Annotated in this window: 9 protein-coding genes; 1 reads left to right on the forward strand and 8 read right to left on the reverse strand. The window is 46.1% G+C overall.

Annotated features, from left to right (window positions below):
- Positions 1-260 precede the first annotated feature (260 nt).
- The 3 genes from XPG1_RS00585 to XPG1_RS17865 form a co-directional block, all read right to left on the reverse strand.
- The gene (locus XPG1_RS00585; protein WP_045957359.1) at positions 261-5,258 is read right to left on the reverse strand and encodes an RHS repeat domain-containing protein; all 4,998 of its coding nucleotides are present in this window, start codon (positions 5,256-5,258) and stop codon (positions 261-263) included.
- Between the two features lie 360 nt (positions 5,259-5,618).
- Entirely contained in the window at positions 5,619-6,305 is a 687-nt protein-coding gene (locus XPG1_RS00590; RefSeq protein ID WP_045957360.1) for a hypothetical protein, read from the reverse strand.
- Between the two features lie 323 nt (positions 6,306-6,628).
- Positions 6,629-7,323 (reverse strand): IS1 family transposase gene (locus XPG1_RS17865; protein WP_157879407.1). Its coding sequence is split into 2 segments (ribosomal slippage): positions 6,629-7,074 and positions 7,074-7,323, totalling 696 coding nucleotides; the frame shifts between segments, so codons are not numbered across the junction.
- A 178-nt stretch (positions 7,324-7,501) separates the two neighbouring features.
- Here XPG1_RS17865 and XPG1_RS00605 point away from each other — a divergent pair.
- Positions 7,502-8,680, forward strand: a complete 1,179-nt coding sequence (locus tag XPG1_RS00605; RefSeq protein ID WP_045957362.1) for an MFS transporter — start codon at positions 7,502-7,504, stop codon at positions 8,678-8,680.
- A gap of 93 nt (positions 8,681-8,773) precedes the next feature.
- On the opposite strand, the gene XPG1_RS00610 is transcribed toward XPG1_RS00605, so the two are convergent.
- From XPG1_RS00610 to XPG1_RS00630, 5 genes are all read right to left on the reverse strand, one after another.
- Entirely contained in the window at positions 8,774-9,013 is a 240-nt protein-coding gene (locus XPG1_RS00610; protein WP_045957363.1) for a FeoC-like transcriptional regulator, read from the reverse strand.
- A gap of 14 nt (positions 9,014-9,027) precedes the next feature.
- Positions 9,028-11,352 (reverse strand): Fe(2+) transporter permease subunit FeoB, encoded by a 2,325-nt coding sequence (gene feoB / locus XPG1_RS00615; RefSeq protein WP_045957364.1) that lies wholly within the window; start codon positions 11,350-11,352, stop codon positions 9,028-9,030.
- Positions 11,353-11,443: 91 nt separating this feature from the next.
- Entirely contained in the window at positions 11,444-11,674 is a 231-nt protein-coding gene (gene feoA / locus XPG1_RS00620; protein ID WP_045957365.1) for a ferrous iron transporter A, read from the reverse strand.
- A gap of 289 nt (positions 11,675-11,963) precedes the next feature.
- Positions 11,964-12,491 carry a hypothetical protein gene (locus XPG1_RS00625; RefSeq protein ID WP_045957366.1) on the reverse strand — a complete coding sequence of 176 codons (528 nt, stop codon included), beginning with the start codon at positions 12,489-12,491 and terminating at the stop codon, positions 11,964-11,966.
- Between the two features lie 362 nt (positions 12,492-12,853).
- Entirely contained in the window at positions 12,854-15,220 is a 2,367-nt protein-coding gene (locus XPG1_RS00630) for a Tex family protein (protein WP_045957367.1), read from the reverse strand.
- Positions 15,221-15,250: the final 30 nt, after the last annotated feature.

Raw genomic sequence — 15,250 nt, forward strand, 5'->3', positions numbered from 1 at the left:
GTTTATTGTTTCTGGCATTTGCTGTAGTCAATAAAAATCAGTCGCTAACTTAATGACCATTGCAAAACAATCGGTCTAATTCATTGGGTTTAAACTTATTATAGTTGTGTTCATTATACTCATTTAACTTCAAGGTTCTGGTTTGATTTTAAGGTTAATTATTAACATTCAATAATATGAATCGTACCTTCTCATGCATCTTCAAGTTTATTGCGTATATAATTCTTCAGGAATATATTAAGGTATCATTTACTTATCAATTAAAAATCATCATCATTGTTTTCTTCATGAGCTAATGCTGTTACTGTATTAGCCTTAATTTCACGATTAATACTAAAAGCAACCACAAGAGAAAGCATAGAAACTTTAAATAGTATAGTGGCTGAATATAAAGGTATAAAAATAGATTGACTACGTACAAGATATTTATCTAAATCCTTTAACGCATTTACCTTGTTTAATATGTTATAACGGATAAAATTAACGCCTCCTGTCTTCATATAGGGTATGTTTTTTAATGGTAAATAAATATTTTTAAATGCATTCACATTAATATCCACTCCACCACTCGATCTTGGTACTACATTACTTAATATATCCCCCACGCCTTGACGTTCTGCTGATTGTATATTAAACCCCATTTTTTCTAAAAATGGGTACATATTTTCTCGTATAGAACTAGGTGTATATGTTGCTTTAGGTAATTTAAGTACTAATGAACGTTTACCACTATATTGAGGAAATTCAATTTCCTCAATCCATCCCGAGTTTACTGCTTTTTTAAAGGCTTGCCTCACATTTGCTGGCAAAGTAGATGCTCCTCCCTCTACTACCATTCCGGAACGACGACTCAAAACAAATCCAGCTTCTCTGGCTACTTTAGCCGAACGGTAAAATGCTGTAACACCTAATCCACCTAACAGACCCACAACTCCCAGTCCTAAAAATACCCAGCTAAGGATCGCGGAAGCCCTCGGGTCACTCTCTTGAGTCGCCGTGCTGGCAATCCCGCAGGCATCCCCCACAAAACCTACCGCAGTTATAACCCCCATTAAAAGAGCTAAAGATGCGCCACCAGTTGGTACGGCCGAAATTATTCCTAATATCCCTAATCCTAGCCCTATGAACATGCTAATCCCACCAAACACCAGCCCCAGAATACTCACATGTCCACTCGGATCTGTCCGGTTGATGGGATCACCCAAGCAGTAGGCATATGGGTTCAGCCCCCCCTCCCCGAACGGGCTTAAACTGTCCGGCGCCGTAAACCGCATCAGCACCGGATTATACGTGCGGTAGCCGTTGCCTAGATGATACCCTCCCCCAGTTGAGTCCTGCCACTCCCCGTTATAACCCGGTAACGCCGGGTCGCTGTTTGCTGCCGCCTGCTGTCCGTAAGGGGTATAGCGAAAACGCGCGGTCGTGCCATTCTTAACACTCAGCAGCACACTGCCCGGCTTATCCGTGCCCAGTAAATGCACCCCGCTGTCCGTCACCATGGCCGCCGGAACGCTATCAGCTTGTACCAGTCGAGTCACCGCCCCGTTTTCCCGTTGGATTTCTGCTACTCGGCATGAGCCCTGATAGTACAATTCACGGGTGGCCTCTTTGTCACGCTGCTGCAGTGCTAGCCGTCCAATCGCATCATAGCGGTAAGTCTGCGTGGTATCCTCCTGCGTGACTGATGCCAGTCGCCCCAATCCATCATAAGACAATACCCGCCCAGCCTCATCCTCAATCAGCCGACCGGCTTTATCATAAGTAAGTATGATAGTAGACGGATAGGCTGGGTGGCTGTGAGTGATACGCGTGAGCTGACAGGGATCATCCAGATTATCGTAACAAAAGTGAGCACTATCCTGACTACCATCCTCCAGAATAGTGATGCAGGTAAGTATGTTTCCCAGCCGATCATAGGTAAATTGCTGGCGACTCAAGGTATTCCCATACGCATCCTGCGGACATTCGATCCCCGTACACTGGTAATCTATCAGCCAACTGCGGGCCATATCGTAAGTATAGTGTTCTTCTCTCAGCCGCCCAGCATATGATGAATCGGTAATGCGGCTCGCCAGCTGCCCGGTGATGGTATAAGTTTGTTTCAGGGTCAACGTATCCGTCCCATTCTCGATCTGCCGCTCTATTTCCCGGTTGAAATCATCAAAGGTAAGGGTCGTAGTCAATTGTTTCTGGGTTTTATTGTCTAGTACCGTCCAGCAATCCATCCGGCCGGTTGCATCATAGCGCAGGGTCACTGTCACCTCATCATCCACCGCCGCCATGGGACGACCCAGCAAATCAAACTGCAGCTGGTACGATCTTCCGGTCATGTCCTGATAGGCCGTCGGCTGGCCAGTAGGGGAATAGTGATACATTGTACTGTGCGCTGGACCGGCTCCGGCATCGTCAAACTGTACCGTCTCCTGTTGTAACCACCCTTCCGTGGTGTAAGTGTATTGCTGTGTGGCTTGCCCGACAGCTTCAGCCCGAGTCATTTCCCCGCTCTTGGCATCATAGGTCAGTTTCTGAGTAAGGTTTGGCGACTCTACCCGAATCGGGACATTACCCAACCGAGGTTCATACTGAAACTGCACCCTTTGCCCCAGTGGATCAGTCACTATCTCTGGCTCTGGACAAGCCCCCTGATAAGTGGCAGTCTGAGTCCGACCACCAACCGTCGTGGATGTGACCCGCCCCAGACTATCAAATTCACGCAGCCCCAGTGTCTTGCCGTCCACTTCAATTTTAACCACTAAATCACCAGCACTGAACGGCGCGTAGGTTTTCCGCACCTTGGTGTCGTCACTGTACTGAATCAGGCTGACCCGATTAAAGGCATCATAGGTGTAAACGGTTTTCTGATCCTGAGCATCAATGCTGACCCGCAATCTGCCTAGGCCATCATACTGATACCTATGCTGGCCGGCCTGTTGTCCCGCACTGTCATACTGGGTCACACTCAGAGGCTGATGTTGCAAATTATACAGAGTCTCTGTACGACTGAATTTCAGACTCCCGGCTTCGGTCGTCTGCTGGGTGGTAAGGGTCACCGGGTCATAATCCTGCCGAAACTGAGTGCCCGTCGCATCCGTTATCAGGCAGACCTGCCCCCAATTATCATAACCGGTCTGTCGGCTGACTGAAATTTTCTCTAATTGTGCCGGATCTGTTCCGGTCGGTAGCCAGTCGTAATGCGTCTCGCTCACCACCCGCCCCCAGCTGTCCCGTTCAGTCTCAAGAACTCGCAGCCATCCTTGAGCTTCCTGCCCTTTCCGCATTACTTCGTGCTGGTAAGCCTGCCCCTGCCCGTCAAACCAAGTACGACTTAGATTGCCTAAGGGATCCGTCTTCATCGTGTTCACCATCCCCGTTTGTTCAATGGCGTAAGCATATTCGATATTCCGGGTATACTCCGTTCCTATATTAGCCACCTGTTTCAGCAGCCGACCAATAACATCATAATGGTACTGAGTCGTGCAGCTCTGACTGTCTTCCTCATACCACACCTTGCCGCTAAGATAAGAACGGCTTTCTGTATGGGTATCTGTCAGTCCATCGTGACCAATCCACTGTACGGTGCGTTCCAGTGCTCCTTGCTCTGTCAGGGTATAATGGAAGGCCTGCCGATGAGTCCAGCTCTGACCAGCCTGCAATATTCCTGCACCCTGCCCACTGTAGACCGTTTTCTCAACCGTATCCATCCGTCCGTGATGAGGGGAATCCAACTGGTTGACATACCGAGTGCAACTTTCATGCAGTAACTGCCCAGCACTGTACACCCCCTGATACGTGCGCACCACCGCATAAGCACACGGGGCACCCGGCAAGGTTGGTAAGGTATCATAGCGGTAAATAACCTGATGTATTGGTGCATCATCATAGCTACCTACTAGAGAAGGTGTGCCCGGCGTGACGGTTTTTGATTTAACATAACGGACAAACCCGTGCGGGTCAGCGGGACAAGCATCTTTATCGCCTGCCGCCGGATAATACACCCAGTCAGTGCGGGTGCCATCCGGCGCGATCTGGACGGTGGGATTGCCTGTCGAATCAAACTCGGTTTGGGTTTCTTCCTCTCGCTGACCGCTGTCGCTGATAAAGCGAACCGTGGCGGATTCCGGCAACTGGAACTGCTTCGGCTGTTCATCAAATGTCAGCCCTATTCGGGCATAATATTTCGTCTCATGCTGCCGCTGGCAGCTGTTTTGTTGCACATTTTCTGAAATCAGCAGATGGTAGTTATTGTAAAGTCGGGTAATGCTACGCTGCTCATGGCCATTGTCCCAATATTCAGTTGAGCCGTAGTGATAGTCTGTCAGGACACCATAGAGATAATCTTCATCCTCATTCCAGCTCTCTTTACTCCCATAACCCAGAAAATTAGATTCGGTATATTCATAGTGTCTGATGATTTCAGGATTTTGTTTTGAATGTTGTATGTACCGGGTGACATACGGCAAAGGCGGCAAATCTGCCTCTTCGGGAAACTGATGACCGTCAAAATCGTAATCCACAAATTCAGTGTTGCCTGTCGGAGATAAAACTCGGGTTAAAAAACCGCTGTCTGAGTCATATTCCAGCTTCCAGATTAACGTTTGGTTACTCGTCTCATTGTTAATCTGAGTGACTTTATCATTCTCAAAAAGTAACCGGATACCATAAGATTCCGATGATTCAGGCCAGACCGTAATATAGGTATAGGCGGCCGTTTTTTCATGGATTTTTAACAGTATCTGCCCTTCGTCCGATACAGCAGTAAGACGGGGCATGGCTCCCGTATCATAAATCCAGTCCAGTTTCAGGGTATATCCCAACGGGTTGACTATTTGAGTAGGCACTTTGAGATCATAGAGATGCCGGGAACCGTTGAGGATCTCCACTAGACCGGATTTATGGATCACTCGGTAGACATTCTGCACGACATCTTTTTCAAAGCGAACCACATCCTGTTTATATTGTTTTAAAGTGACCTTTTCATCCGTTTCAAACACTTTATACTGCTCACCCGTTGAGAGCATTAAAAGTCGGTTTTTGGCATCATATTGAGTGAGTCCCAGGGAAAAACCGATGCCAAATCCCCTATCCACCCCGTTGAGGGGACTATAAGTAAGTGCGAAAATTTGCTCTGGACCAAGACGGTTATTGCCGATAAGGTGAGCCACCGGCATCACGTAATTAAATAGTCCGGTACGCGGATCGACTCGACCTGTTGCTGTGCTCTGGAAATTAGTCGCCTGAGAAAAGAATTCAGTGCTCATTTTTTCTCCCTATTTTTAACATAATGGAAAATTAATTTTTAGTCCTATAAGTTTCATTCGACTTCGGAAGAAGCAGTAATCCTAATGATTTTTATTTTTTTAATTTAAAATTAAAGCATTCCTGCCAAACACACAGAGTGCATTAATATCTATCTTTAAGATTAACCTGTTCTGTGTCGTCCTGATTTGTATTATTTGGCATCACCCATAACTCTACTTTATTACCATACTGGTCATACACATCAAGATCAAAATCATCTAACCATATATCACTAATATTGATATTTTTCATCTTTACATATAATACAGTAAAACAAATACAATCAATTTTTTCTCTTATTATACAAAAGTTCTACTGCCTCAGTAGTGTATAAATTTAACATACCTACTTCCATATTGATCAGTGGTTTTTTCGCTAAATGATAAATAAGTATTTTGAGCAAACACAGTAAATTCTTTAGCATTATATTTATGTAGGTCCTGAAGTACCGCCTGCATATCCATATCATCCAGACTGTATTGTCTTGCATAAATGGGACGTAACAAAACAAACTCTTCACCTTGATCTCCGTTTAATCCTGTTGAATGCTCACCATCTGGCGCCTTTACTAATACAGCAATTGGTTTATCTTTACCCAATGCACTCGGTAAACAATACACATAATGCCTTATTCTATTTTTATGTTTTTCCTCTTTCTGTGAAGATTGCTGTTTAAATGAAGAATTACTAAATGGTATGGATGTAGTAAATCCATTCGATGAATAAGCATAAGACCATTTATAATCACCACTTTCCAAACAGCAGTTATAGCAGATCTCTTCACCTGTATTAAAATCAATAAGATATAAATTAACAACGATATCTTTATCTGGAACTGAAATATTATTTCTGTTTTTGTCAATTGGTTGTATATAGACATCAATAATTACCTGATGCATACCATTAGAAAAAATAGAAGCTCTGTCACTTCTATCAGCTAATCTAATTTCCAAAGTTGACACACTATACCATGATGGAGATTCTTCATTATTTTTTAAGGTATCCATAATCATCACCTAATCATAGAATGAAATATATAAAACATGCTCCATGTTAAATAACATAATTAGTTTATTTCACTAAAAACCATTCTCATTCACTTAAATAGAATAAAACCCTCATATATAATGTTAGTCTTGATTTGAAATTTATCCATGGGATTTTTTAAAAAAAAACATAACATCAATTAAAGTTATCAAAAACAAAAACAGGAATCACCAGTGAAAATAATAACTAATTATTATTTTTAAATAGTGTTTCAATACTATATTTTCTGGCAATGAGTAAGCATTAAAATAATTGGTCGTGTATTCAACCTGTTGATTGGCCATCAATAATAGAACTCACGCTCGATGAATGTGCCAATGATCTTGTCATGCATTTCAACTGACTTAGAATAACCCAGCGTCTTGCGATTGAGTCGCTTTAGCCTGTTACGCAGGTTCAGATTTTCTCGTTCAATACGTTGAGTATAAAGTTTACCGGTGATATGTTTCTCATCAGCCAATATGTCATATGCCCCGAAATTATCGGTGCACCAGAATGCCACATCAAAAGCGGATAACTTTTCCAGCAACGTCCTGAGTGTCTGTTTGCTACGGGCGCCAAAAGAAAGGGCGACAATACGTTTCAAGCGAGGCTCCCACGCGTACCACAACCAGCGTTGCCGTTTTTTGTTACTGATGAATGACCACATTTCATCGACTTCACAGATAAGCTGAAGCTCAGGGGTATCCAGCGGCAGCGTGGTTACACATCGCGGCGCGAGTTTTTTAAAGTGCGTACAACAGCGTTAATGCTGACATGAAGTGCCCGTGCCGTATCACGAATACCGGCGTTATTCATGGCAAGCTTGACGATTTGCTCTTTTATACCCGAATGGCAAGCCCGGTAAGTGTATTCGAGCTGGAAGGTTCTACGACAGGACTGGCAATAATATCGTTGATGCCCACCTTCTCCTTTACCGTGTTTTTTAACAGGCGTGGTTTGGCCACAAAACCGACACTTCACTTCAACTAATGCCATCACTATCCCTCACGTGTTTACCCTCATTATACGTGAGAAACAACGGGATGAATACGTGACCACCTTGTCAGGTGTTAGTAATCCTTTGTACTGAAAGCAATAGGAGTGTGATGAGCTGGCTCAAACCAGTTTACGCTTCGAATTGGATCGGTTTAATAACGAAGATGGAGTTTTAATTATGCGAACAATGCCGGCATTTTTCCTCTTGTTCGGAACTTTGTTCACTGCAGGTGGATATGGCGCTACCTTTCTTATTTCTGAATATTTTCGGTCACAAGGGGGGAGTGATATTGATACAGGGACGACCCTTAGCGTAGCGCTGATCGGCACTTTAATAGGCGTCCCTTTGGTTGGATGGTTTTCCGGACAGTTGGAAGCGGCGCGTCTTGCAGCCTTCGCGGCATTGTTGATGTCTTGTGGTTATTTTCTTTTCGGTGGCTTCGGTGGTGAACTGAGCTACATACAGAATATCGCGGCGCTTTTGATTGGACTCGGTTGGGGAATGTTTTATATCAGTGGTCCTATGGCTTTGTCGGAACGGGTCACTGACGCAGACAGGGGACATTGGTTTACTCGTTTTAGTGCGTTTCAAATGACGGGAATTTGCGGTAGCCCCATTCTCCTTAGTGTAGTGGTTGAACAGGGTGGGTTTTCAATCCAGATAGCGTTTCTTCTGGTTGGGATTGTTGGGGTTTTCGCTTCACTTCTTCTGGCGATTTTCGGAATTAGGGAGCCGCTTGAGCAACGGAAACTGTTACTGCGGCCTTGGGTGAGAAAAATAACGAAGATCGCGACAACGAGTACTATCCGCCCGATTATCATGGTTGGGTTAGGGGGATGTGTATTCTCTGGAATGATGTCATTTCAGGGGTCACTCGTCGAAGGGACTCGTGCGAATGCAAGTACATTCTTTGCTGTACATGCGGCGACTGCGGTCGTATCGCGTCTTTTGTTGGCACGATATTTATCGATAGTACCCCGTATTCCTCTGATGATTGTGTTGATGTCATGCTTAATCATTGGCCTTTTATCCTTGTTAGGTATACCCGTTCATCCTGTGTTCCAGATTGTTGCGGCCATGTTGACAGGAATAGGGTATGGATTAGTCTATCCTGTCATTCAAACATGGGCAGTAAATGATTCTCCTCTTGAGGATCGCCATGCCGTCCTCACCTGGTTTGTTGTCGCCTATTTTGCGGGTATATTTGGATTTCCGTTGATCGGTGGATGGATATTAGTTGATGCGGGAAAACCTCTTTTTATTCTGGTTCTGGCTGCAATCGCCTTGATTGAGCTCGTAGTCGCGTTATTGGGAGAACGGTGTTTTTGTGACATTAAGTGGCCTAAGCGGGGATGATGAGGCCAGGTACTGAGTTCTCCTCTTGAACAAAACCCGGTTAATACGGGATAGCGCCTTATTGGCATTGAGTCTCAACAACGGAGCGATTCCTTACGTTTTTACGGCGAGCTGGTACACTTTGGTATCACATTTTTGTGTTTCCGGGCACTGCTTGCAGCCCCCGCTGAGGCAGGAGGAAGTATCTACTTCCTCCAGTTTACCCATCATGACAAGCTGTTTGAGTATGGCTTCTACCATTGGCAACGGTACTGAAAACTGATGGCTCAATGATCTCGCATCAGTCCGCCCATTAAGGGCAACCGCATCTCTGATTTTCAGCAGGTCAATCATTTAGGATCCCTCGTCTAATGGCAGTTGCCTTTTGAGCATTCGCAACCACGGTTAGCACTGTTAGTAAACGTCATGGTCACTCTGCTACGTGCACGGCGTAAGCCGATAAAAACCAGTATGTTAAACAGAACCACAGCGGAAATGGTGATCAGGCTGCTTTGTGGATGTGCTGAAAACGTGGCGATTTGGTAAAACAGCGCGGACAGGGAATAAGCGACGTTTAACCCCCACAGAATGGAGAATGTCATCCAGCCACGGCTGGTTTCTCGGGCAATGGCTCCCATGACGGAAACGCAAGGTACATACAGCAGCACGAATATCAGGTAGCTGTAAGCGGAAATCGCAGAGCCAAATTTGGCACTCATGGTGCCCATCGAGCCGCGATCCATATCACCATCACCTTTGCTGGCCTCAATCGGGTTAGAAAGTGCACTTAAGGTAAAGGTTTCTTTCAGGCTGTCCCATGTTTCCGCGACAGCGCCTTTTAATTCATCCAACAGATTAAATTCATCGGGATTGAATGGCGCTTGCGTAATATTTTCTGCGGTATAGAGGGTATTTAGGGTTCCTACCACCACCTCTTTTGCCATGGCGCCGGTGATAAGCCCGACCGTTGCTTGCCAGTTGTCAGAATGAACGCCAAGGGGTTGCAATACCGGTGTGAGTACTTGACTGACGGAAGCTAACGCTGATTCGTTGATGTTGTCTACGGTCTTACCGGAGAAGGAAAAACTGTTCAGGGCGCCAATCAACATACTCGCCGCAACAATCACTTTACCTGCCCGTATCACAAAGCCTTTCAGCCGTTGCCATGTCTGGAGCAGCAAGGTTTTGGCATGAGGAACATGATAGACCGGCAGCTCCATCACAAACGGCGATGCTTCACCACGCATGAGCGTATATTTGAGCAACAATCCGGTCAGAATAGCAACGGTAATGCCCAATATATACAGGGAGAAAACGAGGCTTGCTCCGTTTTTGCCGAAGAAAGCCGCAGCAAAGACTGCAAAGATGGCCAACCTTGCCCCGCAGGACATAAACGGGGCCATCATGATCGTAATCAGGCGTTCACGAGGGGCGTCAAGGGTTCTCGACCCCATGACAGCAGGCACGTTACACCCAAAGCCAACAATCAGAGGCACGAAGGATTTACCCGGTAATCCCATTGCCTGCATCAGTCTGTCCATGACAAACGCTGCCCGCGCCATATAGCCGGAGTCTTCCAGAAAGGAGAGGAACAGATACATCATGCCGATTTGGGGAACCAGTGGCAGTACTGTGTTGATGCCCCCACCAATGCCTTGAGCAAGGAACACGGTTAACCAATGCGGGAAATGGAGAGTATAACCGAGCCATTGCACCCCATCGATAAAAATGGCCGCAGAAACCCCTTCAAAGATGGGTTGTAAGGCGCCCCCGATATTGATGGCGAGCACAAACATCAGGTACATGGCAAACAGGAAGATCGGCACGCCTAACCAGCGGTTAAGGATCACGCGATCTAAGACTTGAGTCAGTTTATTTGGCATGGCGGTGCGGGTATCCATGACGGTCTGACAAATTTCACTGATTGCCTGATAGCGCGAACCTGCAATGATGAGGTCAGGTTCTTCCATCTGTTGTTCTTGCAGACGCGCTTTACTTTCCGCTAGCTGTTCGTGTGTCAGGCCAGAGATCTCACGGCCATAAATATCGCCTTCCAGCACTTGCAAAGCCAGCCAGCGGCGCTGTTGTGGCGTGAATTTCCCCGTGATTTGGCCGGAAAGACAGGAAATTTCTTGCAATAATGCAGCAGGATAATTCACCTGTAAGCGGTTAAGCCCTGGTAAGGACGGGGGGGAGTCAGCGTCGATCGCGTTTTTCAGTGCATCTATGCCTGTGGCACGAGTGGAAACCAGCGGAATAACCGGACAGCCGAGCCGTTTTTCCAGCGCGGCAATATCAATCTCAATACGTTGACTCTGAGCAATATCCAGCATGTTCAGTGCAACAATGCAGGGAATGCCCAATTCAAGCAATTGCAGTGAAAGATAAAGGTTACGTTCCAGATTCGACGCATCAACAACATTGATCAACATATCGGCTTCGCCACTGAGGATATAGTGGCAGGCAATCTGTTCATCAATGGACGTTTGTTCAGAAATGGTAGTGAGCGAGTAAGTCCCCGGGAGGTCTACAAGCTCGACGTTATGGTCAGGGGTGGTAAAGTGACCCGTTTTGCGTTCAACCGTAACGCCAGCCCAGTTTCCTACGCGTTGTCGGGAGCCGGTAAGCTGGTTGAAAAGTGTCGTTTTTCCGGCATTAGGATTACCGATCAGACCTATAGTTAATTGTTTCATTATACTTTCTGCCAATCAGGAAGCGATTTTCGTACTCTAGTGAGACAACCAGATGGACGAGGGTTGTTCTGAATTACCTTGATTCAATCCGTTATGCGCCCAGATCTTCATGCAACATGAGAAATGCTAAGTCTTGTTGACGAAGAGTAAGATTGACTCTGCGAGTTTCGATTTGTATTGGATCACCCAATGGCGCAGTGCGAATGACCCGAAATGTTGAGCCCGGCAACATGCCAAGTGACAGTAATTTTTGCCGATAAGCGGGGCTAATTTGGGGAGAAAACCCCAGAATTTTGTACCGACGTTCTGGCGTAATAACCATATAACACTCCATTAAAACTGAAAAAATAAGTGATTATAAGAATTATTATCCTCTATAAAGTGAAATCCACAAGAAAAAAGTTCAGTAGTGACGCTGGATTTTAATTGGTAATGATAACAATATGCAACTGTAATACGGGTTATTTATACGGAATAATGCTGGAGCAATTTGATATTAATCAAATTAATGACGACTTTGTTGAAAATAAATCGCGTGCGGGCGTGCTTAATGTTTGGCAGATTTCTTTGTTGATAAGCTCTGCCAAGAACTAGCAGAGCTTGTTGATTTTTTATTGATCTTCAAGGAGAGAACGTAATTCACTCAAGGGAACTTGCATACGCTGATCATCTTGATGTTGGCGCCAGGCATCTGAGTCGTAAACCCACCACGCCTCAATTTTCAGCTCATAGAAACGGCGGATGGCATGGCCTTTATAGTCACTGATAGGGCGTGCTTTTTGCTTTCTGATAACGGGATCAGGGTAAGTTTTTAAGAAAAAGTAGTCATAGGTTGCTTTTATTTGATCATCAGGGACTTGGCGGGCTTGACCAATAAATTGAGAACCAACCAGATCCAGCGACGAATCAGGCATGCTCTGACTACTGTAGATTGTCCCGCTGACACGGGGATTGATACATAATGCTTTCGAATGTTGGGTATCTAACTTTGAATACCAGATTAGCGTCAGTGGATTGTATTTCGGGATATAAAATAGGGTCGATGACCAGACTGAGTTCGCATCGGGATTGAGTGTAGAAAGGCTGAAGAAACGTATATGACTGAGTAAATCTAAACTGCTTTGGACATATTTTTTCATGGTTTTTCCTCAACAGTGTCAATGCATTCTATACCTGTATTTCTGTAAACATGAAGCCCATAGGTATAAGAACATGATGATGTTATGCGTGATTTATATTTTTTATTATTCAATAAGTTTCCCATGATGATGGGATTTATTGCGAAATGAATGATACGAAATATTAATGAAAAGAGGCAGGTGTTATCACTTATTTTAATTTGGCATGCCAGCAATAAATAAAAATATCTTTTTGGTGTAATCAATTATTTATTTAATTAAAAATATATTGAGTGATGTTTAATCACTGAGAAGGTCTCTGAACTGGCTCCATGGAACCAGTTCAGGATAGGATTCAGGTAAACAACCGCTTAACGTTTTTGTTACCGTTTTTTACTAAAGGCTGCTGCTAGTGCATCACTCATGGCGCTGTTTGCTAAAGGCGTAGAACCTGAACGCGAATGAGGGCGGTTTTTACCATGATTGTTTTTATCATGATTGTTGCGATTATGGCGGTTCTGATCATTGCGGTCCTGCCGGTGACCACCTTGAGAAGCCCGGCGTACCTGAGTTTCACCCGGTTGCTCATCAAGACGCATGGTCAGTGCAATACGCTTGCGGTGAAGGTCAACATCCATCACTTTCACTTTCACGATGTCGCCTGTTTTGACCACGGTATGTGGATTTTCAATAAAGCGGTCAGACAGTGAGGAGATATGAACCAGACCATCCTGATGAACACCGATATCGACAAAGGCACCGAAGTTAGTCACGTTCGTCACCGTGCCTTCCAGAATCATCCCTGTTTGCAGGTCGTTCAGGGTTTCAACACCATCGGTAAATGCGGCAGTCTTGAATTCAGGACGTGGATCGCGCCCCGGTTTTTCCAGCTCTTTCAGAATATCGGTGACGGTCGGGATACCGAATTTCTCGGTGGTGAAATCCTGTGCGCTCAAACTACGCAGGCTGGCAGGATTCCCCATCAGTTCAGGCAGCGTCTGTTCAGTTGTGGTCAGGATCTTTTCAACGACAGGATAGGCTTCTGGGTGAACTGTTGATGCATCCAGCGGATTATCACCCTGATTGATGCGCAGGAAGCCAGCACATTGCAGGAAGGCTTTCGGCCCCAGACGATGTACTTTCAGCAGTTCGTTACGGTTGTTGAAACGGCCGTTTTCATCACGCCAGTTCACAATATTTTGGGCGACGGAACGGCTCAGACCTGCCACACGGGTCAGCAGGGCGACAGAGGCCGTGTTCAGGTCAACGCCGACACTGTTTACACAGTCCTCAACCACGTTGTCCAGTTTTTTGGCCAGTTGGATCTGGCTGACATCATGCTGATATTGCCCCACCCCGATGGATTTAGGTTCGATTTTCACCAGTTCAGCCAGCGGATCTTGCAGACGGCGAGCGATGGACACCGCGCCGCGCAGGGAAACATCCAGATCAGGGAATTCCTGTGCGGCTAATTCAGAAGCGGAGTAGACAGAAGCACCGGCCTCGCTGACGACGACTTTCTGTGCGGTGACGTCAGGATACTGTTTCTGGATGTTGGCAAAGAAACGCTCAGTTTCACGGGAGGCAGTGCCATTGCCAATGGCGACCAGTTCCACCTGATGTTTGGTACACAGTGTCGCGACAGTTTGCGCTGCTTTGTTTTCTTGTCCGGTATGCGGGTAAATGGTGTCGGTGGCAATCAGTTTACCCGTTGCATCAACAACAGCGACTTTAACCCCGGTACGCAAACCAGGATCCAGTCCCATTGTTGCGCGCATACCCGCCGGTGCCGCCATCAGCAGGTCATTCAGATTCCGGGCGAATACATTGATCGCCTCATCTTCCGCTTTCTCGCGCAGTGTGCCCATCAGTTCGGTTTCCAGATGCAGCAGCACTTTGATTCGCCATGTCCAGCTCACCACGGTTTTGCGCCAGCTATCAGCCGGTGCATTGTTCAGGCGCAAATTAAGGTGATCCGTAATAATTTGTTCGCAGTAGCTTTCGGTTGGTGCTTCTTCATACTGAGGATCGGCATTCAAAGACAGTTGCAGGATACCTTCATTGCGGCCACGGAACATGGCAAGGGCACGATGGGAAGGGACAGTCGCAATGGCTTCATGATGATCGAAATAGTCACTGAACTTGGCACCGACTTCCTCTTTGCCTTCGATAACTTTTGCAACCAGGTGCGCATTTTTCCACAGGTATTCACGCACTTTCGCCAGCAAAGCCGCATCTTCGGCGAAACGCTCCATCAGGATATAACGGGCCCCATCTAAGGCGGCTTTGGTATCTGCCACGCCTTTATCTGCATCGACATAGTCAGCCGCTGCCTGCTCTGGCACATGTTGCGGATCTTGCCACAAGAGATCCGCCAGCGGCGCCAGCCCGGCTTCAATCGCAGTTTGTCCCCGGGTACGACGTTTAGGTTTATAAGGTAAGTACAGATCTTCCAATTCAGTTTTGCTCAGCGTGGCGTTAATCGCCCCGGCAAGCTCAGCGGTTAATTTGCCCTGTTCCTCAATCGATTTCAGAATCGTCTGACGGCGGTTGGACAGTTCACGCAGATAACTGAGGCGGCTTTCGAGCTGGCGGAGCTGTGTATCGTCCAGACCACCGGTCGCCTCTTTACGGTAACGGGCGATAAAGGGAACGGTATTTCCCTCATCGAGCAGAGTAATAGCGGATAGGACTTGCTGCGGTTGAGCCTGTAGCTCACCGGCAATGATTCGACTTAAAGATTCATTCATGGTCTGTTTTTCTTCAACTTTCTTGATGTC

Source organism: Xenorhabdus poinarii G6 (assembly GCF_000968175.1).
GTDB classification, from domain to species: domain Bacteria; phylum Pseudomonadota; class Gammaproteobacteria; order Enterobacterales; family Enterobacteriaceae; genus Xenorhabdus; species Xenorhabdus poinarii.

Bases quoted from the DNA above. Each gene is read 5' to 3' on its own strand.
- XPG1_RS00585 (WP_045957359.1), bottom strand. From the start codon at position 5,258: ATGAGCACTGAATTCTTTTCTCAGGCGACTAATTTCCAGAGCACAGCA.
- XPG1_RS00590 (WP_045957360.1), bottom strand. From the start codon at position 6,305: ATGGATACCTTAAAAAATAATGAAGAATCTCCATCATGGTATAGTGTG.
- XPG1_RS00605 (WP_045957362.1), top strand. From the start codon at position 7,502: ATGCGAACAATGCCGGCATTTTTCCTCTTGTTCGGAACTTTGTTCACT.
- XPG1_RS00610 (WP_045957363.1), bottom strand. From the start codon at position 9,013: ATGATTGACCTGCTGAAAATCAGAGATGCGGTTGCCCTTAATGGGCGG.
- feoB (WP_045957364.1), bottom strand. From the start codon at position 11,352: ATGAAACAATTAACTATAGGTCTGATCGGTAATCCTAATGCCGGAAAA.
- feoA (WP_045957365.1), bottom strand. From the start codon at position 11,674: ATGGTTATTACGCCAGAACGTCGGTACAAAATTCTGGGGTTTTCTCCC.
- XPG1_RS00625 (WP_045957366.1), bottom strand. From the start codon at position 12,491: ATGAAAAAATATGTCCAAAGCAGTTTAGATTTACTCAGTCATATACGT.
- XPG1_RS00630 (WP_045957367.1), bottom strand. From the start codon at position 15,220: ATGAATGAATCTTTAAGTCGAATCATTGCCGGTGAGCTACAGGCTCAA.